The sequence below is a fragment of the Peribacillus sp. NPDC097224 genome, assembly GCF_044761985.1.
Taxonomy (GTDB): Bacteria; Bacillota; Bacilli; order Bacillales; family DSM-1321; genus Peribacillus.
Genome location: NZ_JBIWDK010000005.1, coordinates 275,617 through 295,300, shown reverse-complemented (window position 1 = coordinate 295,300; position 19,684 = coordinate 275,617). Strand labels below are relative to the sequence as shown.

The 19,684-nt window shown below is 40.2% G+C and carries 20 protein-coding genes; 14 read left to right on the top strand and 6 right to left on the bottom strand.

From position 1 onward, the window contains the following. Window positions 1-123: 123 nt before the first annotated feature. Both ACIQXR_RS12600 and ACIQXR_RS12595 read right to left on the bottom strand, forming a co-directional pair. The gene (locus ACIQXR_RS12600; protein ID WP_402868022.1) at window positions 124-357 is read right to left on the bottom strand and encodes a glutaredoxin family protein; all 234 of its coding nucleotides are present in this window, start codon (window positions 355-357) and stop codon (window positions 124-126) included. A 53-nt stretch (window positions 358-410) separates the two neighbouring features. Beyond that, window positions 411-1,388 (bottom strand): MBL fold metallo-hydrolase, encoded by a 978-nt coding sequence (locus tag ACIQXR_RS12595; protein WP_402987720.1) that lies wholly within the window; start codon window positions 1,386-1,388, stop codon window positions 411-413. A gap of 183 nt (window positions 1,389-1,571) precedes the next feature. On the opposite strand from ACIQXR_RS12595, the gene ACIQXR_RS12590 reads away from it, so the two are divergent. From ACIQXR_RS12590 to ACIQXR_RS12555, 8 genes are all read left to right on the top strand, one after another. Beyond that, window positions 1,572-1,811, top strand: coding sequence for a YkuJ family protein (locus ACIQXR_RS12590; protein ID WP_402868027.1), 240 nt, complete (start codon window positions 1,572-1,574; stop codon window positions 1,809-1,811). 131 nt (window positions 1,812-1,942) lie between these two features. Continuing rightward, window positions 1,943-2,089 (top strand): hypothetical protein, encoded by a 147-nt coding sequence (locus ACIQXR_RS12585; RefSeq protein WP_402868029.1) that lies wholly within the window; start codon window positions 1,943-1,945, stop codon window positions 2,087-2,089. Window positions 2,090-2,213: 124 nt separating this feature from the next. Next, window positions 2,214-2,654, top strand: coding sequence for a cyclic-di-AMP-binding protein CbpB (gene cbpB, locus ACIQXR_RS12580; RefSeq protein ID WP_402868031.1), 441 nt, complete (start codon window positions 2,214-2,216; stop codon window positions 2,652-2,654). A gap of 91 nt (window positions 2,655-2,745) precedes the next feature. Further along, a complete protein-coding gene (locus ACIQXR_RS12575) occupies window positions 2,746-4,290 on the top strand; it encodes an MDR family MFS transporter (protein ID WP_402868559.1) in 1,545 nt (514 codons plus the stop codon). A 314-nt stretch (window positions 4,291-4,604) separates the two neighbouring features. Next, window positions 4,605-5,489, top strand: coding sequence for a transcriptional regulator CcpC (locus ACIQXR_RS12570; RefSeq protein ID WP_402868033.1), 885 nt, complete (start codon window positions 4,605-4,607; stop codon window positions 5,487-5,489). Between the two features lie 127 nt (window positions 5,490-5,616). Then, the gene (gene dapD / locus ACIQXR_RS12565) at window positions 5,617-6,327 is read left to right on the top strand and encodes a 2,3,4,5-tetrahydropyridine-2,6-dicarboxylate N-acetyltransferase (RefSeq protein ID WP_402868035.1); all 711 of its coding nucleotides are present in this window, start codon (window positions 5,617-5,619) and stop codon (window positions 6,325-6,327) included. Between the two features lie 70 nt (window positions 6,328-6,397). Beyond that, on the top strand, window positions 6,398-7,528 hold the full coding sequence (locus ACIQXR_RS12560; RefSeq protein ID WP_403080064.1) for an N-acetyldiaminopimelate deacetylase: 1,131 nt from the start codon (window positions 6,398-6,400) through the stop codon (window positions 7,526-7,528). A 72-nt stretch (window positions 7,529-7,600) separates the two neighbouring features. Next, a complete protein-coding gene (locus ACIQXR_RS12555; protein WP_402868561.1) occupies window positions 7,601-8,260 on the top strand; it encodes a potassium channel family protein in 660 nt (219 codons plus the stop codon). 84 nt (window positions 8,261-8,344) lie between these two features. Here the strand turns inward: ACIQXR_RS12555 and rnjA are convergent, their stop codons facing one another. Both rnjA and ACIQXR_RS12545 read right to left on the bottom strand, forming a co-directional pair. Then, window positions 8,345-10,015, bottom strand: coding sequence for a ribonuclease J1 (gene rnjA, locus ACIQXR_RS12550; RefSeq protein ID WP_402868038.1), 1,671 nt, complete (start codon window positions 10,013-10,015; stop codon window positions 8,345-8,347). Between the two features lie 3 nt (window positions 10,016-10,018). Continuing rightward, window positions 10,019-10,231, bottom strand: coding sequence for a DNA-dependent RNA polymerase subunit epsilon (locus ACIQXR_RS12545; RefSeq protein ID WP_402868040.1), 213 nt, complete (start codon window positions 10,229-10,231; stop codon window positions 10,019-10,021). Window positions 10,232-11,125: 894 nt separating this feature from the next. On the opposite strand from ACIQXR_RS12545, the gene ACIQXR_RS12540 reads away from it, so the two are divergent. Next, window positions 11,126-11,893, top strand: coding sequence for a Cof-type HAD-IIB family hydrolase (locus ACIQXR_RS12540; RefSeq protein WP_402868042.1), 768 nt, complete (start codon window positions 11,126-11,128; stop codon window positions 11,891-11,893). A gap of 72 nt (window positions 11,894-11,965) precedes the next feature. Here ACIQXR_RS12540 and def read toward each other — a convergent pair whose 3' ends face one another. Continuing rightward, the gene (gene def, locus ACIQXR_RS12535) at window positions 11,966-12,520 is read right to left on the bottom strand and encodes a peptide deformylase (RefSeq protein WP_402868043.1); all 555 of its coding nucleotides are present in this window, start codon (window positions 12,518-12,520) and stop codon (window positions 11,966-11,968) included. Window positions 12,521-12,743: 223 nt separating this feature from the next. Next, window positions 12,744-12,911 carry a YjcZ family sporulation protein gene (locus tag ACIQXR_RS12530; RefSeq protein ID WP_402987726.1) on the bottom strand — a complete coding sequence of 56 codons (168 nt, stop codon included), beginning with the start codon at window positions 12,909-12,911 and terminating at the stop codon, window positions 12,744-12,746. Window positions 12,912-13,127: 216 nt separating this feature from the next. Between ACIQXR_RS12530 and ACIQXR_RS12525 the strand changes: the two genes are divergently transcribed. The 5 genes from ACIQXR_RS12525 (at window position 13,128) to lpdA (ending at window position 19,443) form a co-directional block, all read left to right on the top strand. Continuing rightward, on the top strand, window positions 13,128-13,793 hold the full coding sequence (locus ACIQXR_RS12525) for a YkyA family protein (protein WP_403080063.1): 666 nt from the start codon (window positions 13,128-13,130) through the stop codon (window positions 13,791-13,793). A gap of 633 nt (window positions 13,794-14,426) precedes the next feature. Continuing rightward, window positions 14,427-15,542 carry a pyruvate dehydrogenase (acetyl-transferring) E1 component subunit alpha gene (gene pdhA, locus ACIQXR_RS12520; protein ID WP_402868047.1) on the top strand — a complete coding sequence of 372 codons (1,116 nt, stop codon included), beginning with the start codon at window positions 14,427-14,429 and terminating at the stop codon, window positions 15,540-15,542. 3 nt (window positions 15,543-15,545) lie between these two features. Then, window positions 15,546-16,523 carry an alpha-ketoacid dehydrogenase subunit beta gene (locus ACIQXR_RS12515; protein WP_402868049.1) on the top strand — a complete coding sequence of 326 codons (978 nt, stop codon included), beginning with the start codon at window positions 15,546-15,548 and terminating at the stop codon, window positions 16,521-16,523. Window positions 16,524-16,644: 121 nt separating this feature from the next. After that, entirely contained in the window at window positions 16,645-18,027 is a 1,383-nt protein-coding gene (locus ACIQXR_RS12510) for a dihydrolipoamide acetyltransferase family protein (RefSeq protein WP_402868051.1), read from the top strand. Between the two features lie 3 nt (window positions 18,028-18,030). Continuing rightward, window positions 18,031-19,443, top strand: coding sequence for a dihydrolipoyl dehydrogenase (gene lpdA / locus ACIQXR_RS12505; protein WP_402987728.1), 1,413 nt, complete (start codon window positions 18,031-18,033; stop codon window positions 19,441-19,443). The last annotated feature ends 241 nt before the right edge of the window (window positions 19,444-19,684 follow it).

The window sequence follows — 19,684 nt, the reverse complement described above, 5'->3', positions numbered from 1 at the left end:
TGTGATGTATCTCCAATCCTATCTTTTCTTTATACAAATAAAAGTACCCTATAGAGAGACTTTTTTAAAGTGTCTACTCTATAGGGTACATTTTAAGATGATCTTCTTTAGACTTTTTTAAAATTAAAGATTCAATTCCTTTTCAATGGCATCGATATTAAAACCAATGATGGCTTTTCCATCGATGACTACTGTAGGTGTGGAATATGATCCATATTTATTAGTCAATTCTTTGCGGGCATGCCCATCTGCTTTAATATCTTTTTCCTTATATTCGATATTGTTATCATCCAGAAACAATTTCGTTATCTTGCAGGGAGGGCATTCGGGTTGTGTATATAGGGTAATGTCTTTCATGATTTCCTCCAAATAATCTTTAATTGAGTTCTTATTCATTATAAAGAATGGCATTACTTTTGGATAGGATTATATCCTGGGTTATCACGTTTGACCAAATAGTCGATTAACCCCATGGAACAGACTTCCAGGTCCATCCTAATAATTTCGAACACGGGATGGTCCCCCGTTATGCCCATTGATGCAAGGTGGGTGGTGACTTTATCGAAAATCATTTCTATAGTTGCATCTACTTGTTCCTTGAACGTCTTGTATTCGTTGAAGGCAGTTTCAGCTGTTTGAACGAAAATGGGCAACCAGTAGCGCAATTGTTTATATACTTCCGTTGGATTATCCGAAACGCCGTAATGGCCAAAATATATCCGATTCACATCCAAACTTTCATACAAATCCGCTGCGGCAAGCATCGCTATGGGATTAAATTGATTAGGTGATGTAGAAGGTAAATATAATTCGATGCCATCTGGTTCAAGTTCACGATAGTACACACCGACCGTATCACCGGAAAACATACCTTTTGAAACTGAATCGTATATGCTGAGATGGTGGTTTGCGTGGCCTGGGGTATCATAAAAGGTCAAGGTACAGTTGTCGCTCGTTTCAAGGGATTCCTTGTTTCCCTTAATAATGATTTTTTCGTGCGGAACTGGAAGGATGGGGTTGAAAAGTTTGTCGAAATCCGCACCGTAGACCTCTTTTGCCCCTGCAACCAATCGCGTTGGATCTTCAAGATGGCGCGCACCTTTTGGATGGACAACCACTTTTGCGTTCGGGCAATGCTGTAAAAAAAGGCCAACCCCCCCTGCATGGTCCAAATGAATATGGGTTAGAATGATATATGTAATGTCTTCTAAAGCTATCCCCAGCGCTTGCAACCCCTTGAGTACATGAGGGATGGAGGGGCTGGCGGATGTCTCAACTAAAGTAATGACCCTATCGGCCATTACATACGTACCAGTTCGGTTCTCCCTACCTAGATCAAAACCGTCAATGAGAGAAACACGATAACCGAGATCACTAACCTTAACCAATAAAATGCACCTCCGGAAAATTTTTTGTGTACAAAATTCATTCCTTATTTTATTCTGATAATAGTAGCATGTAAAGAATGAAGGTTTTAATTATTCTGAATTTATTTCAGCGTGGCTACTGTATAGAAAAGTATGGTATAGTGAAACCTATCGAAAAGGTTTTATTCAGAAAGGAGAGGGAGTATGTCTCAATTACAGGGCATTCTTACCAGATTGAAAAGTCTTCAAGAGCAAGCAAAGGAATCTGAATCTGCTCAGCGTTTTTTTGAAATAGATGGTGTGAAAAAATGCCAGGTTACATATTTCAGCAAAACAGAAATGTTCGAGCTTGAAGTATACAGTGATAAAGGGAAATCATCAAAATATCAATTCGATAATGTTGATATGATTACCATTGAAATCTTTGATCTTCTTCAATCTTAATTTAATTTGTAAAAGCTGCATTCCATTAGGAAAGCAGCTTTTTTATTTTGTTTATTAGTGTGATTTAGGGAGCCAGGTGGTTTGAATGAATACAATGACTTTATGACACATTATAAAGAGGAGGGATGAAGATGAAAAAACCAAAAGCGATATGCCCTGTTTGTTCCGATGAGAGGATATTAGAGGATGTTTTAACCGCCCAGTCCAATCAAAATGTTATTTATCGATGCCCTGAATGTGGTTATGAAAAAGGTGATATCAAAACAAGCAAGGGGTAATCGACCTTTTAAAAGGTCCCTTTTTTTGGAATTGAAGGGGTGTTTGATTGGGCCTTTTCTGCGTGTTTATGTTAAACTAGAATAAGGGATATATATATAAAAACATATGGTAAGGGGTTTTAACATGATCGGTACTCATGATGGGGATTTATTGGAATCCAGCGTGAAAGACTTAATGATTTCTTCTGAACGCGTGGCCCACGTGCAGGTAACCAATAATTTAGAACATGCGCTATTGGTATTAACGAAGAGCGGTTATACGGCCATTCCTGTGTTAGATCCAATGTACAAACTGCATGGCTTAATCAGCACACCAGTCATTCTCGACTCTATCTTGGGACTTGAGAGAATTGAATTTGATAATCTGGAGAATAAAAAAGTTTCCGAAATTATGAATATAGATATACCTCGTCTGAATATAGACGATCCATTGATAAAAGGGGTAGAAATGTTAATTGATCATCCATTTGTCTGTGTTGAGAATGACGAACATCTATTTGAAGGCATTCTTACGAGAAGGGCGATTTTGAAGAAAGTCTTTAAAGAACAATTGTTGCCTGAATGAGGAAATATCCATAGTAAATGAACAGTTTACCTCAGACTCGCCAAGTGGCGAGTTTTCTTATTCTACATAAATCACTAAAAATGGGTTAACCATAGATATCATATTAGTTGAGAGGATGCGTAACTTGGTACAAGCAATAAATACTTCGAACGGTCAAAACTTAAAATTAAAGCGGCCATTCATCCTTGCGGCGATCATGATGGCGATGTTCATGAATGCAATTGAAGGTACCATTGTGTCGACGGCCATGCCTGCCATTGTCAGTGACCTGGGTGGCTTTTCATTATATAGCTGGGTTTTTTCCGGCTATTTACTTATGAATGCCGTGACGGTCTTGATATATGGAAAGTTATCCGACATAGTCGGTCGAAAGCCTGTTCTTTTATTTGGCATTATCGTCTTCCTGATTGGTTCGGTTCTATGTGGCTTTGCTGACTCGATGACGGAGCTCATATTTTATCGATTTCTGCAGGGGTTTGGTGCCGGGGCGGTCGCTCCAGTAGCCTCAACCATTGTCGGGGACATTTATAAGAATGAAGAGAGGGCCCGCATCCAAGGATACCTCTCAAGCGTATGGGGTATTTCTGCTGTCATGGGACCGGCATTGGGCGGGTTGATTGTCGAGTCTCTTTCTTGGAGACTTGTATTCTGGATCAACATTCCCTTGGGTTTACTATCATTTGTTGGAATCTGGATGTTCCTTCATGAAAATATTGAAAAGAAAAAACGTGATATTGACTATATAGGGGCGGCGTTGCTGACTTTATCGATATCCACCTTGATGGTGGTCCTTGTCCAAGGTGGAGTAAAATGGTCCTGGGCTTCTACTCCAGCCATTTCACTTGTTGGAATTGCCGTCGTTTCGTTTGTTTTATTCATCGTTCAGGAAAAAAGGGCTTCCGAGCCGATGATGCCATTTGAAATATGGAAAGAGCGCTCAATTTTAATAGCAAACCTTGTTTCGCTGACAACAGGGGTGATGATGATTGGATTGTCGAGTTTCCTTCCAACGTTTGTTCAAGGGGTAATGGAACGCTCACCGACAGTTGCAGGTTTTACACTGACTGCCATGTCCATTGGTTGGCCAATTGCTTCGGTTTTTGCTGGTAGACTCTTGTTAAAAATAGGGTTTAAGGCTACATCACTCCTTGGTGGGGTTTCTTTGATTCTTGGAAGCGCGATTTTAGTTTTGATGAAGCCAGAAGCTGGTCCACTTATTGCAGCAATGGGATCTTTCTTTGTTGGGGTGGGGATGGGTTTGACATCGACATCTTTCATCGTCGTCATACAAAAGACGGTCAGTTGGGAACGCCGGGGGATTGCAACTGCCTCGAATATGTTCATGCGGAATCTTGGGAATACTGTGGGAGCCGCTTTACTCGGGGGAGTCATGAATACAAGGCTGCAAGCCTATTTGAATGAACATGCAGCAGTTGATTCAAAAGTGACGATCGACACAGCCAATAAATTATTGGATAGTGAAGAGCGTGCTATGCTGCCTAAAGATGTAGTAGAGGTATTACAGGAAGGACTTACGACGTCCCTGCACACCATTTATCTTATCGTCCTACTTTTTGCCGTTATCAGTCTAGTGACTCTGACAAGACTAAAGAAAAGGGAAAAGCGAACTGAATAGTTAGAAAGAAGAGGCAATCTACACATGGGTTGCCTCTTTTTTGGATGCTCAAATCTTGCCTACACGAGTGCCAAGATGAATCAATGAGGCGTTGGCCATGTAAAATAAATTTGAACTGTTGGGTGGGGGGGGTTCTTTCGAGAATTTAGATCATGGCACTCTAGACGCCGCAAACCCGATGATGAGCAATAAAACATCTTCATGAGTATCATTCCATTTCTTTTCTCTTGTAATATAGGTGATCTTTGTTGATAATTAAATTTATATAAAATGAATCAATGTGATAAGAATTAATTATCAAGAGGTTGGTGTGTATGTCTTTTTCAGAATATCATTTATTATCCGTTTTGGCCCAGGAGATGAATATGAGGAAAGCTGCGGAGCGTTTATTCGTTTCCCAGCCTGCGCTTTCACAACGTCTGCAAACAATAGAGAAGGATTGGGGATCAAAGTTGTTCCTGCGTTCGCAAAAAGGGCTTTCCTTGACACCTGCTGGTGAAGCGGTCATTCGATTGGCTAATGATATATTGGCCAAGGAAGAAACGGTGAGGGAAAGTATCCAGGCAATGGATCATGAAGTATATGGTACCTTGAAAATTGCTTGTGCTTCAATAGTCGGACAGAACTGGTTACCACAAGTTTTGAAAAAGTTCGTACAAAAATATCCCTATGCCAAAATTTCTTTAATCACTGGCTGGAGCAGTGAAATTTTAAAGTCCTTATATGAGGGGCAGGTACATATCGGCATCATCCGCGGGGCACCAGATTGGAAAGGCGTAAAACAGCATTTGTTTACGGATATGCTTTACCTGGTGGACACAGAGATGAAGGAACTGGACCAGGTATTCGAAACGGATCGCCCTTTTATCCAGTTTAAAAGTGATTCGAATTATTATCAGGAAATACAGGATTGGTGGCATCGTCAATTCAAGACCACCCCTAAAAATACGATAGTCGTCGATCAAATTGAAACATGTAAGCAAATGGTATTCAATGGAATTGGCTATGCGATCCTACCTGCCATCACTTTACATGATAAAGACACGAATATCTTTAAGATTCCCCTCTTGGATGGACAAAACCATTCAATCGAACGGGATACATGGCTTTGTGGATATGAATCTGCTTTTCAGCTTAAACAGGTACAAGCCTTCACGGAAGTGGTCAAAGAACATATACGTGATCAAGGCATGTTGTGAGTCTTCGAAAGATGGTGTCACGCTAGTAAAAACCATTTATAAAAAGATATTCATTCCTTGTCTTGTAAGCTGTTGTCTGTTAAATTTAAAACGAGTAACGATACATAATTAGGAGGTTTTACCGAGCATGAACAAAATGGATGCAAATGAAATTATTTCTTTTATCTCCAATAGTAAAAAGTCAACACCAGTAAAGGTATATGTCAAAGGTGAATTAGATGGCGTAGATTTTGGCCCTGCTGCTAAAACTTTCATTACAGGCAACACCGGCGTTGTATTCGGTGAGTGGTCTGAAATTGAAACGGCTATCGAAACAGCTGGATCGAAGATTGAAGATTATGTGATTGAAAATGATCGTCGCAATTCTGCTATACCACTATTAGATTTAAAAGGCATCAAGGCCCGCATCGAGCCAGGTGCAGTGATTCGTGACCAAGTTTCAATTGGTGACAATGCGGTTATCATGATGGGAGCATCAATCAATATCGGTTCTGTTATTGGTGAAGGTACAATGATCGACATGAATGCAACTCTTGGAGGACGTGCAACAGTGGGCAAAAACTGTCATGTGGGGGCTGGAGCTGTCCTTGCTGGTGTCATTGAGCCACCTTCAGCAAAACCTGTCGTGTTGGAAGATGATGTGTTAATTGGTGCTAACGCAGTCGTTCTGGAAGGCGTTACAATCGGGAAAGGTTCAGTTGTGGCGGCAGGAGCCATCGTCACGAAAGATGTCCCTCCATACTCAGTGGCTGCTGGTATACCGGCTAAAGTCATTAAACAAATAGATGAAAAAACAAAATCAAAAACTGAAATCATGCAAGAGCTTCGTCAACTTTAATTCCAACCTGAAATATGTTCAAGAGCGTGGATACCTATATCCACGCTTTCTGTATAGGGAGTGAAAAAATATGGAACAGAGCCCGTTTGTTACGATACGGCGCGATTTACATCAAATACCGGAAATAGGTTTTCAAGAATTCAAGACGCAACAATATTTGCTTACATACATAATGAACTTGGCTTCAGAACGAATGGAAGTCGAAACTTGGAAAACAGGGATCTTCGTGAAAATCAAAGGAAATAATCCCAATAAGGTAATTGGCTACCGAGCTGATATCGATGGTTTGCCAATTATAGAAGAGACAGGATTGCCATTTGCCTCTACACATGACGACTATATGCATGCGTGTGGACATGATTTCCACATGAGCATAGGCCTCGGTCTACTGACACATTTTGTTGAATATCCAATCGATGATGACTTAGTATTCATTTTTCAACCGGCTGAGGAAGGGCCTGGCGGGGCTGAACCGATGTTGAAATCCGAGACTATGAAAAAATGGAAGCCTGACATGATTCTTGCTCTCCATGTGGCACCTGAATACCCGGTTGGGACGATTGCGGTTAAAGAGGGGCTTTTATTTGCAAATACATCTGAACTATTCATCGATCTGGAAGGCAAGGGTGGACATGCAGCCTATCCGCACAATACTAATGATATGGTCATCACTGCCTGTTCACTTGTGGGACAATTGCAAACCATTGTTTCCCGTAATGTGAACCCATTGGATTCAGCGGTCATCACCATTGGAAAGATTACGGGAGGAACCGTTCAAAATATCATTGCGGAGAAGGCTCGTTTAGAAGGCACTATAAGGACCCTGGACCCTGAAACGATGGTTAAGGTTAAGTCACGAATCGAAGCCCTTGTAGGGGGCATTGAAGTGGGATATGAGTGTAAAGCGACAATAGACTATGGCTGCATGTATCATCAAGTATATAATGATGAGAAGTTGACCAGTGAATTCATGGATTTCACCGAACAATCATCAGAGGTTCAATTGCATCGCTGTACAGAAGCGATGACGGGGGAAGACTTCGGTTATATGTTGAAGGAGATTCCGGGCTTCATGTTCTGGCTTGGTGTAGCATCCGATTATGGGTTGCATCATGCCAAGTTAATGCCCGATGAGAAAGCCATTCAACTTGCCATTGATCATTTAGCAAAGTATATAACGTATAAAGGTAAAAGAGCATAACAGTAGAGGGTATGACCATGGTAAATGATGATATATCCTGTAAGACGAATGGAAGAGTTTGGAGGGCTTACTGTGAAAAAGGAATTTGCAGTGATAGGGCTTGGCCGTTTTGGCGGCAGTATTGTTAGGACCTTGGCAGAAGAGGGAATGGGTGTGCTGGCCATCGATGTGGATGAAGACCGCGTTAATGAATATGCCAGAATAGCTTCGCATGCCGTCGTTGGAGATACGACTGATGAAAACGTACTTAGAAATATCGGTATCCGGAATTTTGAACACGTCATTGTCGCTATTGGGGAAAATATTCAGGCAAGCATTTTAACGACCCTCATGCTTAAAGAACTGGGTGTCAGCAATGTTACGGTCAAGGCCCAGAATGACTATCATGAGAAGGTGCTCCGAAAGATTGGAGCGGATTTCGTGGTTCATCCAGAACGGGATATGGGAAGGCGTATTGCCCATAACATCGGTTCTAATAACATCCTGGATTATCTTGAGCTTTCCGATGAACATTCCATTGTGGAAATCGTGGCAAGCCAAAAGATGAACGGAAAATCGATATTCGATCTAGACATCCGGGCCCACTACGGGTTGAATATTGTCGGGATTAAAAGAGAAAATGAAATTAATGTTTCGCCCCAGGCCAATGATTTGATCCATAAAGGGGATATCTTGATAGTCATTGGAGCCGATTCTGACATCAATCGGTTTGAAAAGAAAATCGTCGATTAAAAAAAGGAGGACCTGCCGATTTCTGCAGGTCCTCCTTTCCTTTAAACTAAAAAAAACCCCAGCCATTCGGCTGGGGTTTCTTAATTATTGTACCTCCATGATGATCGGAAGGATCATCGGGCGGCGTTTTGTTTTTTCATATAAGAATGGTGATAGAGTATCTGTAATCTCATTTTTGATTTCAGACCATTGAGTGGTCTTGCGCTCCATCACTTTATTCAGGTGCTTGGTGATGAGGGACTGAGCATCATTGATCAGGTCTCCAGATTCTCTCATGTAAACGAAACCACGTGAAATGATATCCGGACCGGAAGCGATTTTGAATTCCTTCATATTGATGCTGACAACGACAACAACAAGTCCTTCTTCGGAAAGGATTCTACGGTCACGTAAAACGATGTTCCCGATATCGCCGATGCCGCTTCCATCGATATAAACCGATCCAGAAGGGATTTTCCCGGCGATTTGAGCCGTATTTTCACTTAATGAAAGTACCTCACCATTATCCATGATAAAGCAATTTTCCTCAGGTACACCGCAATCCATTGCATGACCTGCATGAAGTTTTTGCATACGGTATTCACCATGAATCGGCATGAAGAATTTTGGCTTGATTAAACGAAGCATTAACTTTTGTTCCTGTTGACCGCCATGACCGGAAGTATGAATATTATTCAATGGACCGGAAATGACATCTGCGCCCGCACGATATAATTGGTTAATGGTTCTTGATACGCTGATCGTGTTACCTGGAATTGGTGAAGAAGAGAAAACGACAGTATCTCCAGGTATAATTTGAATTTGACGGTGAGTTCCGTTTGCAATTCTTGAAAGAGCTGCCATTGGTTCACCTTGGCTACCTGTACAAAGGATGGTCACCTTGTTTGCAGGCATCCGGTTCAATTGCTGTACATCGATAAATGTATCTTTAGGTGCAACGATATAACCAAGTTCTTGACCGATAGCGATAGCTGAATCCATACTACGTCCAAAGACGGCAATTTTACGGCCATTTTCAACAGCTGCTTCAACGACTTGTTGAAGGCGATGGATATTGGATGCAAAGGTTGCAAAGATGATTCGACCATCTACTTTACGGAAGATATCTTGAATCGTATCGCCTACGCGGCTCTCTGACATCGTAAAGTTCTGCACTTCACTATTCGTGCTGTCGGATAGTAAGCACAATACGCCTTCTTTTCCGATTTCGGCCATTTTTGTCAAATTGGCCGGTTCTCCTACAGGTGTAAAGTCGAATTTGAAATCACCAGTATGGACAATTTGTCCAGGAGGAGTTTTAACCACGATTCCGTAAGAATCCGGGATACTGTGAGTCGTACGGAAGAAAGAGACAGAAGTCTTCCGGAATTTGATGACTTCATCTTCACTGATTTCAATCATCGTTGTCTGGCGTAATAGACCATGTTCTTCCAATTTATTGCGAAGTAGTCCAAGTGCCAGCTTGCCGCCGTATACAGGGACATTCACTTTTCTTAGTAAATATGGAATTCCGCCAATGTGATCTTCATGACCATGTGTGATGAAGACACCTTTAATTTTATCTACATTTTTTTCTAAATAGCTGTAATCTGGTATCACATAGTCTATTCCGAGGAGTTCGTCTTCCGGGAATTTAATTCCCGCATCGATGACGATGATCTCATCTTGGAATTGAACAGCATATGTGTTCTTACCGATTTCGCCTAAACCGCCCAAGGCGAATACAGCAGTTTGATCGTTTTTCACAAATTTCATAAATTATCCTAGCTCCAATACTTTAAAATCTTCACTTTGTTTTTCGTATTCCAAATATGCGCCAGCTACTGGTGCTACTAACTCTACGTTATAAGGTTTTTCCTTTAGCTTTAAACGGACGTCGCGGACGGATTCACCTTCCACATACATCGTTTGCGTATTCTCCCTGATGGGAACCTCAGATATGGTTACTTGATAGTATACCTTAAAAACCATTTTAATCTCTCCTCACTTGTTTACATTGCTTTTTTCATTATATATAAAAACAACAATTTTTACATGTTTTTCAACATCATGGAAAAACAAACCCAACTTACCTTTTGGAAGAGGGGTTTTTATTTAACTTATTATACCAATACGGAATAGTATATAAAAATAAATAGCTGAATTCGTAGTTTAACCGACCTCTATCCTTTATCCTTTCCGTTTTTACTACATGTAAAACTTAATTGGATAAAGAAATGTTCCGGAATGGGCCTCTTTAAAAGGAACATCTATGTATTTAAAAAATAATCCTTCAATCAATGCTTGGTGAAATCGGTTTCTTGCTAAAAGAAAGGGGATCACCGATGTGTGAACCTGTGCAAAGATATGGATATTATAGTATGTACATGTAATCTTTCAAAGTAGGCTTAATAAGAACTGTACAACAAGGAAGAAGCCCTCCGCAAGTTTTTGAAGGGCTGTACAAAAAAATCTCGCAAATGGATGACGGCCATTGGCAGAATGAAAATGGCATCATGCGATTGATTTTTTTCTTAGAAGATCATTCCATTGTTTTACAAGCTTTTTACGAAGCTTCTTTAACATGGCGATCACGCTCCCTTAGTTATTATTGTATAGGATTATTCAATAAAGTAAATACGTCTTTACAGGTAAAAGGCTTATTTATGAAAAAAAGGCCGTCATTTCTACCATATGCTTGGTTATCTTGGGAGAGGGCGAAGGGGGATTTAGATGTCTCATATATAATATATGCTGAACCACGAATGAAAAACCTGGATAAATGTGGTGTTTTGAAAAGGAGTTACTTGACTTATTTTAATGACAATTATTAAATGGGTACATATTAAAAAAAGGTAAACTGAATGAATTGGAAGTGAATAGTCAGTGAAAATCGTATTCTTTGATATTGATGGAACATTACTGGATCATGAAAAAAAATTACCGGCTTCAACAAAGAAAGCAGTGAAGCAACTGCAGGATAGCGGAGTCTTCGTAGCCATTGCGACGGGACGTGCACCATTCATGTTTGAAGACTTAAGAGAAGAACTTGGTATCGATACATTCGTTAGTTTTAATGGACAATATGTCGTTTTTGAAGGGGAAGTCATCTATAAGAACCCGTTGAATCTATCTGAAATCAGAAGGCTGCATAAGGCTGCGGAGGAAAATGAAGTGCCTATCGTATTCATGAATGAGGAAACGATGCAATCAAGCGTTCCGTATCATAATCGGATTGAAGAAGCCTTGAGCACTCTAAAATTCCCACATCCGGGGCATCAGGCGGATTTTTATGAAAATAATGACATTTATCAAGCCTTATTATTTTGCTCTGAGGATGAAGAATCGGAGTACGTGGGTATGTACGATAAATTTAACTTTATTAGATGGCATACCTATTCAACGGATGTTTTGCCTTTTGGGGGTTCAAAGGCTGAAGGGATAAAGACTTTGATGAAAAAGGTCGGATTTGACCTTGAGGATGTATATGCATTTGGAGATGGCTTAAATGATATAGAAATGCTTAAAGCTGTGGGGTATGGAGTGGCTATGGGCAACGCAGGACAGCTCGTCAAACAGGAAGCTGATTACGTGACAACGGACGTCGATAAAGACGGCATCCTCCATGGGCTAAAAGAACTTGAATTGATTTAATGTAAGGCAGGCAGCAAAGACCCCCACTTATATAAACGGTGGGGGTCTTTGCTGCCTTTACTGGGATGAAACTCATCTTTCAATTGGAATGTAACTTTCTGGGACGTTGAAAGGATCGTCATGATTGATGTGATCATAAAACATAATGCCATTTAAATGATCGATTTCATGTTGGAAGCAGATGGAGGCCAAACCTTTTAACCGGAGCTGAACATCTTCTCCTTCTATGTTTGTACCGGATACCTTTATACGGGCATAACGAGGTACATAACCAGAAATGGGCCGATTAACGGAGAGGCAGCCTTCGCCGGCGGTAAGATAGGACCTTTCAACGGAATGGCTTACGAGTTTTGGGTTGAATAGAGCATAGCTAATTAATTCGCCTTTTTCATTTTTAAGATGTACGGCGATCATGCGTTTGGATATATTCACCTGTGGTGCGGCCAAACCAATTCCTGCCCTCAAACCATATTTCAAAGCGATTTCAGTATCCTGGCTATTTTGTACATACTCCATTAAGTCGGCCAAGACCTTTTTGTCCTCTTCAGAAGCAGGTAATGGAACTTCTTCAGCCACTTTCCTTAATATTGGATTGTCTTCTTCAACAAAATCATCCATTGTAAACAAGTTCTTTCACCCCACTAAGTTTCATAAATATATGTATGGGATTATTTTAACAAAAATATGCTCGGAAGTTAATATAAGAGACAATGATAGGGAAGAAGGACCATCCCTATCATTATAGTATTTACGGCATTATAGGCTGTTTAATTTTCATTTTCATTTATAATTTTCTTTAATAAGGGTAGTTACATGATATTTTGGGTAAAGGGAGAGGGTGATTATCTGTTTAGCATAAGCATGCGCCGACAATGATCAGTAGTATGAATAAGACTACGATTAAAGCGAAGCCGCCGCCGAAACCACAACCGCCGCCACCGCCATAACCTCCATAACCATAACTTGGTGCAGCGGATACTGGATAACAACAATCTTGGGTGTAACCTCCATAATACATAATTATACCTCCGTTTTATATTTTGGGATTCAACCATCTTGATTTGAAATGGTTTAATACAGCCTATGCGGTAGGGGTTGAATCGTGTAGGCTCTAACCCAGACTTGAAAAATATCCTGTTTTCGGTAGTGGAACGCGTGTAGTGACTGCTATTAAATTCAGATGTGGGAATTTCTTAAAAACATCCTAATAGAAGGATCAGAGGGAGTGTTAGTTTTGAAGCTTTATCGTCTATACGTCGTTTTGTTTGTTTCTGTCATAATGATGACCGGATGTATGAATAGCGGTTCACCTGAGGAAAGAGTCGTTAAAATTCTAGACAAGACAGTTGAGAAAGAAAGTAATTTTACAGAGAAACAAGAGCCTTTAAATGATTTGGAAAAAGAAGAAAAAGAAATATATGAAAAAATCATCAAACTCGGGATGAAAGAGTATGACCAAATCGTGGAACTTTCCGACGAAGCATTAAAAAATATCGAAAAACGAGAAGAGTTAATCGAAAAAGAAAAAGAGAGTATGGATGCCTCGAAAAAGCAATTCGACAAAATGGAAGGGCAAACTGATAAAATTGAAGATCAAAAGGTAAAAAAAGAAGCTGTCAAAATGGAAAAGACAATGAATGAACGATATGAAAAATATGAGGACGTATACAAAACCTATCAACAAAGCTTAGCGAACGATAAGCAACTATATGAACTATTCAAAAAAGAGGATCTAAAAATGGATGAACTCCAAAGTCAAATTGATAAAATTAATACAACATATGAAAAAGTTGTGAAAGCCAATGAGAAATTCAATGCCGTAACAACAAAATATAATCAAGAAAAAGATAGCTTTTATGAAACGGCAGGCATAAAAAAAACGGACTCTGACAAAAATTAAAGAAGAGGGATAAGGCTATGGGCATTGCTCATAGCCTTATGTGCGTTTGGGTAAGAAAATAAAATGCCCGGATTTCCGTTGAAAAGTGAAAAAACTCAACGGAAATATTTACTGACCTGTACTAAGGAAAAATAAATAAAGAAATTCTAACAGTTGAGACGATTGAAAGTATATAAAGTTTTTTTACAATACTATTCAAAAGTTGAGAATGCCTTTAGATAAAGGTCATGATTGATTCTTTAGGAATAGGAGTTGAAGCGAAATACTATCCTTTGGCACCTTACGGAAGCTAAAAGTGGCAAAGTTTATAGTACAGATATATAATGAAAACTATAACAGAGGGTCAACTAGTGGAAAATAAAACAAATAAAATTTTGAATATGGGGAAGTATAAGTGATTGACTTGATGTTAATTCATCTTGTACACTAAATTTACCAAAGTTCTTGTATCATATTTCTTGATTATTTTATTGGTACAGCTTAAGATTAAGACATAAATATGATTCCCTTGTTTGAGAGATTATGCTTAAGGGGAAAATAAAACAATAAGTACTTGAAGAAACTATAAGACAAATCATTTTGCTTTATAGAATAATAATTACTAACCTTTTTAATGAAAGGATGAGGTGCCAAATGGCTCAGAAAACTAAACAGGCTAAAATTAATGTTCAAGATCAGCTGAAAAAAGTTGAAGAACAATTTGAAATGTTTCAAATCTTAAATGAAGAGGGAGAAGTCGTGAACGAAGCGGCAATGCCTGACTTAAGTAATGAACAATTACAGGAATTGATGCGCCGTATGGTATATACACGGATACTGGATCAACGTTCTATTTCCCTTAACAGACAAGGAAGATTAGGTTTTTATGCACCTACCGCAGGGCAGGAAGCCTCTCAGATAGCTTCTCAATTTGCTTTGGAGAAAGAGGATTTCATTCTTCCAGGGTATCGTGATGTTCCACAAATCGTTTGGCATGGCCTGCCACTTTGGCAAGCTTTCTTATTCTCAAGAGGACATTTTAAAGGGAATCAAATACCGGAAGATGTGAATGTCCTTTCACCACAGATCATTATCGGCGCCCAATATATTCAAGCTGCCGGCGTAGCACTTGGTCTTAAGAAACGTGGTAAAAAAGCTGTCGCGATAACATATACGGGCGATGGAGGAACTTCACAAGGGGATTTCTATGAAGGAATCAACTTTGCCGGAGCATTTAAAGCGCCAGCTATATTCATTGTACAAAATAATAGGTTTGCAATCTCAACACCTGTCGATAAGCAGTCTGCAGCTAAAACATTGGCCCAAAAAGGGGTGGCTGCTGGTATTCCAGGCATTCAGGTAGACGGCATGGACGCATTAGCGGTTTATACTGCAGTGAAAGAAGCACGTGAGCGCGCCATAAATGGTGAAGGCCCAACACTGATTGAAACCTTGACTTACCGTTATGGACCTCACACTATGGCTGGGGATGATCCAACTCGTTACCGGACAACGGATTTAGATAATGAGTGGGAACAAAAGGATCCACTTGTTAGACTTCGTAAGTTCTTGGAAAATAAAGAGCTTTGGAATGAAGACTTAGAGAATGAAACGATAGAGAAAGCAAAAGAAGATATAAAAGAAGCAATCAAAAAGGCTGACGCAGAACCAAAACAAAAAGTGACAGACCTTATTTCAATCATGTTTGAAGAAATGCCTTACAATCTAAAAGAACAATATGAAATTTATAAAGAAAAGGAGTCGAAGTAAGCCATGGCTCAAATGACGATGATTCAAGCAATTACAGATGCATTACGTACAGAACTTAAAAATGATGAGAACGTACTCGTTTTTGGAGAAGATGTCGGCGTTAATGGAGGAGTGTTCCGGGCGACTGAAAATCTTCAAAAAGAGTTCGGTGAAGAACGTGTTTTCGATACACCCCTTGCAGAATCAGGCATCGGTGGATTGACAGTCGGTCTTTCATTACAAGGTTTCCGTCCTGTTCCTGAATTACAATTCTTTGGATTCATTTATGAAGTAATGGATTCAGTCAGTGGACAGCTTGCTCGTATGCGTTACCGTTCAGGCGGTCGCTACAATGCACCGGTTACCATTCGCTCTCCATTTGGCGGTGGTGTTCATACTCCTGAAATGCATGCGGATAGTCTAGAAGGATTAATGGCCCAGCAACCTGGATTAAAGGTAGTTATTCCTTCCACTCCATACGATGCAAAAGGTTTGTTGATTTCAGCCATTCGCGACAACGATCCTGTCATTTTCCTTGAACATATGAAATTATATCGCTCTTTCCGCCAGGAAGTTCCTGAGGAAGAATATACGATTCCATTAGGAAAAGCAGATGTAAAACGAGAAGGAACGGACTTATCCATTATTACGTATGGTGCGATGGTACAGGAATCCATCAAGGCTGCGGAAGAATTGGCTAAAGAAGGACATTCGGTAGAAGTGGTCGACCTTCGTACTGTTTCTCCATTGGATATTGATACGATTATTGCCTCTGTTGAAAAAACGGGACGGGCCATCGTCGTTCAAGAAGCACAAAAACAAGCTGGTGTAGCAGCACATGTTGTAGCAGAAATAAACGAACGTGCTATTTTAAGTCTGGATGCTCCCGTTTTACGAGTGACGGCTGCCGATACAGTTTTCCCATTTTCTCAGGCTGAAACGGTATGGCTTCCAAATTATAAAGATATTATCGAAACAGCGACAAAAGTGTTGAAATTCTAATTACTTTTAATGAGAAGAATGAAAGTAAAGGCTTTGGAGAGTCTTTCTCATTAGTAGAAATACATGACAAAGGGCTTTATTCAAAGCCCTAAGTATGATTTAATATAGGAGGTTGAATTCAGTGGCATTCCAATTTAGACTCCCTGATATCGGAGAAGGTATACACGAAGGTGAAATAGTAAAATGGTTTGTTAAACCAGGAGATACGATTCAAGAAGATGACGTACTTTGTGAAGTTCAGAACGATAAAGCTGTAGTCGAAATTCCATCACCGGTGAAAGGTACCGTTGAAGAAATTCTTGTTCAAGAAGGAACGGTGGCTGTAGTCGGAGATGTACTTGTCACTTTTGATGCTCCTGGGTATGAAGATCTTCAGTTTAAAGGGGATCATGGGGAAGAAGCGAAAGCAGAAGGTGATAAAGATACTGAAGCTCAGGTTCAAGCTACTGCTGAAGGCGGACAGAAAGTCAATAAAGAAGCTGCACCGGTTCAGGGAAATAGTGAAGAAACGGGCGCAGGAGCTCAACCAAAGGCGGGATCTCAGCCACAGGTTGAAGCAGATCCTACACGACGTATCATTGCCATGCCTTCTGTTAGAAAGTATGCACGGGAACAAGGGGTAAATATTCGCGAGATTACTGGCTCAGGAGATAATGGCCGCGTCATGAAAGAAGATATAGATGCTTTCAAAAATGGCACATCCGCTTCAAAAGAACCAGCTCGTCAAAGTGATGATGCTTCACAACAAATAGATTCGGATACGAAAGAAGATAATGCGAAAGTGGCAATTCCAGAAGGGCAATACCCTGAAACACGCGAAAAAATGAGCGGCATGAGAAAAGCGATTGCCAAGGCAATGGTTAAGTCGAAACAGACGGCTCCTCATGTTACATTAATGGATGAAATTGATGTGACGATGCTAGTTGCCCATCGTAAGAAATTCAAGGATATTGCTGCAGAAAAAGGAATCAAGCTTACATTCCTACCTTATGTTGTTAAAGCCTTAACTAGTGCATTACGTGAATTTCCTATGCTTAATACATCATTTGATGATGAAACAAGTGAGATTATCCATAAACACTATTACAATATCGGAATTGCGGCAGATACAGAAAAAGGTCTGTTAGTTCCAGTTGTAAAAGATGCAGATCGAAAATCAACTTTTGCTATTTCACAAGAAATTAATGAATTAGCTGCGAAAGCTCGTGATGGTAAGTTGGCTTCCAATGAAATGAAAGGCGCTTCTTGCTCCATCACGAATATCGGTTCCGCAGGCGGTCAATGGTTCACACCTGTAATCAATCATCCAGAAGTTGCCATTCTAGGGATTGGACGCATTGCCGAAAAAGCAATTGTTCGCGACGGGGAAATTATCGCCGCTCCAGTTCTGGCATTATCACTTAGCTTTGATCACCGTATTATTGACGGGGCCACTGCTCAGCATGCATTAAATCACATCAAAAAGTTATTGAACGACCCAGAATTATTGTTAATGGAGGCGTAAACAATGGTAGTAGGAGATTTTCCGATCGAAACAGATACATTAGTAATAGGTTCAGGACCTGGGGGGTATGTTGCCGCAATTCGCGCAGCACAGCTTGGACAAAAAGTAACAGTTGTTGAAAAAGGATCAATTGGCGGAGTTTGTTTGAACGTAGGTTGTATCCCTTCAAAAGCGATGATCTCAGCAGGTCACCGTTTCCATAATGCTCAGCATTCAGAAGATATGGGGATCTTTGCGGAAAAGGTTTCTGTTGACTTTTCTAAAGTGCAAGCATGGAAACAATCTGTTGTAAATAAATTGACAGGTGGCGTAAGTAGCCTATTAAAAGGAAATAAAGTTGAGGTCGTGTCAGGAGAAGCTTACTTCGTAGATGAAAATAGCATCCGTGTCATGAATGAAGACTCAGCTCAAACATATACATTTAAAAACGCGATTATCGCAACTGGTTCTACACCAATCGAAATCCCGTCATTTAAATATACTAAACGTGTACTTAATTCTACTGGTGCTCTTGCTTTGGAAGAATTACCAGGTTCAATCGTCGTTATCGGCGGAGGGTACATTGGTACAGAGCTTAGCGGCGCATTAGCAAGCTTTGGAACGAAAGTAACGATCCTTGAAGGTACAGAAGAAATTCTTTCTGCAGGTTTTGAAAAACAAATGGCAGCCCTAGTTAAAAAGAACCTTAAAAACAAAGGTGCTGAAATTGTTACAAAAGCTCTTGCTAAAGGCGTGGAAGAAACTGAAACTGGCGTTACGGTTACTTATGAAGTAAAAGGCGAAGAGAAAAAAGTTGAAGCGGATTATGTGTTAGTGACAGTAGGTCGCCGTCCGAATACATCTGAAATCGGTCTTGAACAAGTCGGCATCAAAATGACGGACAGAGGCTTGATTGAAATTGATAAACAATGTCGTACAAATGTGAAAAACATTTACGCGATTGGTGATATCGTTTCTGGACCTCAATTAGCACATAAAGCTTCTTATGAAGGAAAAATCGCAGCGGAAGCTATCGCTGGCGAGTCTTCTGAAATTGACTACCTAGCGATTCCGGCTGTGGCATTCACTGAACCGGAACTTGCTTCTGTAGGTTATAATGAAAAAGACGCGAAAGAAGCAGGAATCGAAGCATTAGCTTCTAAATTCCCATTCGCTGCAAATGGACGTGCTCTTTCATTGAACAGCACGGACGGTTTTGTGAAGCTTATTACCCGTAAAGAAGACGGATTGGTAATTGGAGCACAAATCGCAGGACCAAACGCTTCTGATATGATTGCAGAACTTGGTTTAGCTATCGAGGCAGGAATGACTGCTGAAGATATCGCGATGACAATTCATGCGCATCCAACTTTAGGGGAAATCACAATGGAAGCTGCTGAAGTAGCCCTTGGAACTCCTATCCATATCATCAAATAATTGTTTTCCCAAAAAGCATACTGCCCTTCCTGGGCAGTGTGCTTTTTTTTCGTTATAAGTTAATGTTACCGATCCGAAATACTTAATGAAATGTGAAGACGGGCATATATTTAAAAGAACATGATCCGTTTTAAAAGGGAAAAAGGTTTGAAATTTGTAGAATAGGATAAAAAAATAGCAGGAGCGGTGTGACTTGAGAACAAGTTTGCCGAAATAAAGCAACGGCCAATTGTTCATATAA

Excerpts from the sequence above, each read along its gene's own strand:
- ACIQXR_RS12600 (WP_402868022.1), bottom strand. The coding sequence starts at position 357 with ATGAAAGACATTACCCTATATACACAACCCGAATGCCCTCCCTGCAAG.
- ACIQXR_RS12590 (WP_402868027.1), top strand. The coding sequence starts at position 1,572 with ATGTCTCAATTACAGGGCATTCTTACCAGATTGAAAAGTCTTCAAGAG.
- ACIQXR_RS12585 (WP_402868029.1), top strand. The coding sequence starts at position 1,943 with ATGAAAAAACCAAAAGCGATATGCCCTGTTTGTTCCGATGAGAGGATA.
- cbpB (WP_402868031.1), top strand. The coding sequence starts at position 2,214 with ATGATCGGTACTCATGATGGGGATTTATTGGAATCCAGCGTGAAAGAC.
- ACIQXR_RS12570 (WP_402868033.1), top strand. The coding sequence starts at position 4,605 with ATGTCTTTTTCAGAATATCATTTATTATCCGTTTTGGCCCAGGAGATG.
- dapD (WP_402868035.1), top strand. The coding sequence starts at position 5,617 with ATGAACAAAATGGATGCAAATGAAATTATTTCTTTTATCTCCAATAGT.
- ACIQXR_RS12560 (WP_403080064.1), top strand. The coding sequence starts at position 6,398 with ATGGAACAGAGCCCGTTTGTTACGATACGGCGCGATTTACATCAAATA.
- rnjA (WP_402868038.1), bottom strand. The coding sequence starts at position 10,015 with ATGAAATTTGTGAAAAACGATCAAACTGCTGTATTCGCCTTGGGCGGT.
- ACIQXR_RS12545 (WP_402868040.1), bottom strand. The coding sequence starts at position 10,231 with ATGGTTTTTAAGGTATACTATCAAGTAACCATATCTGAGGTTCCCATC.
- ACIQXR_RS12530 (WP_402987726.1), bottom strand. The coding sequence starts at position 12,911 with ATGTATTATGGAGGTTACACCCAAGATTGTTGTTATCCAGTATCCGCT.
- pdhA (WP_402868047.1), top strand. The coding sequence starts at position 14,427 with ATGGCTCAGAAAACTAAACAGGCTAAAATTAATGTTCAAGATCAGCTG.
- ACIQXR_RS12515 (WP_402868049.1), top strand. The coding sequence starts at position 15,546 with ATGGCTCAAATGACGATGATTCAAGCAATTACAGATGCATTACGTACA.
- lpdA (WP_402987728.1), top strand. The coding sequence starts at position 18,031 with ATGGTAGTAGGAGATTTTCCGATCGAAACAGATACATTAGTAATAGGT.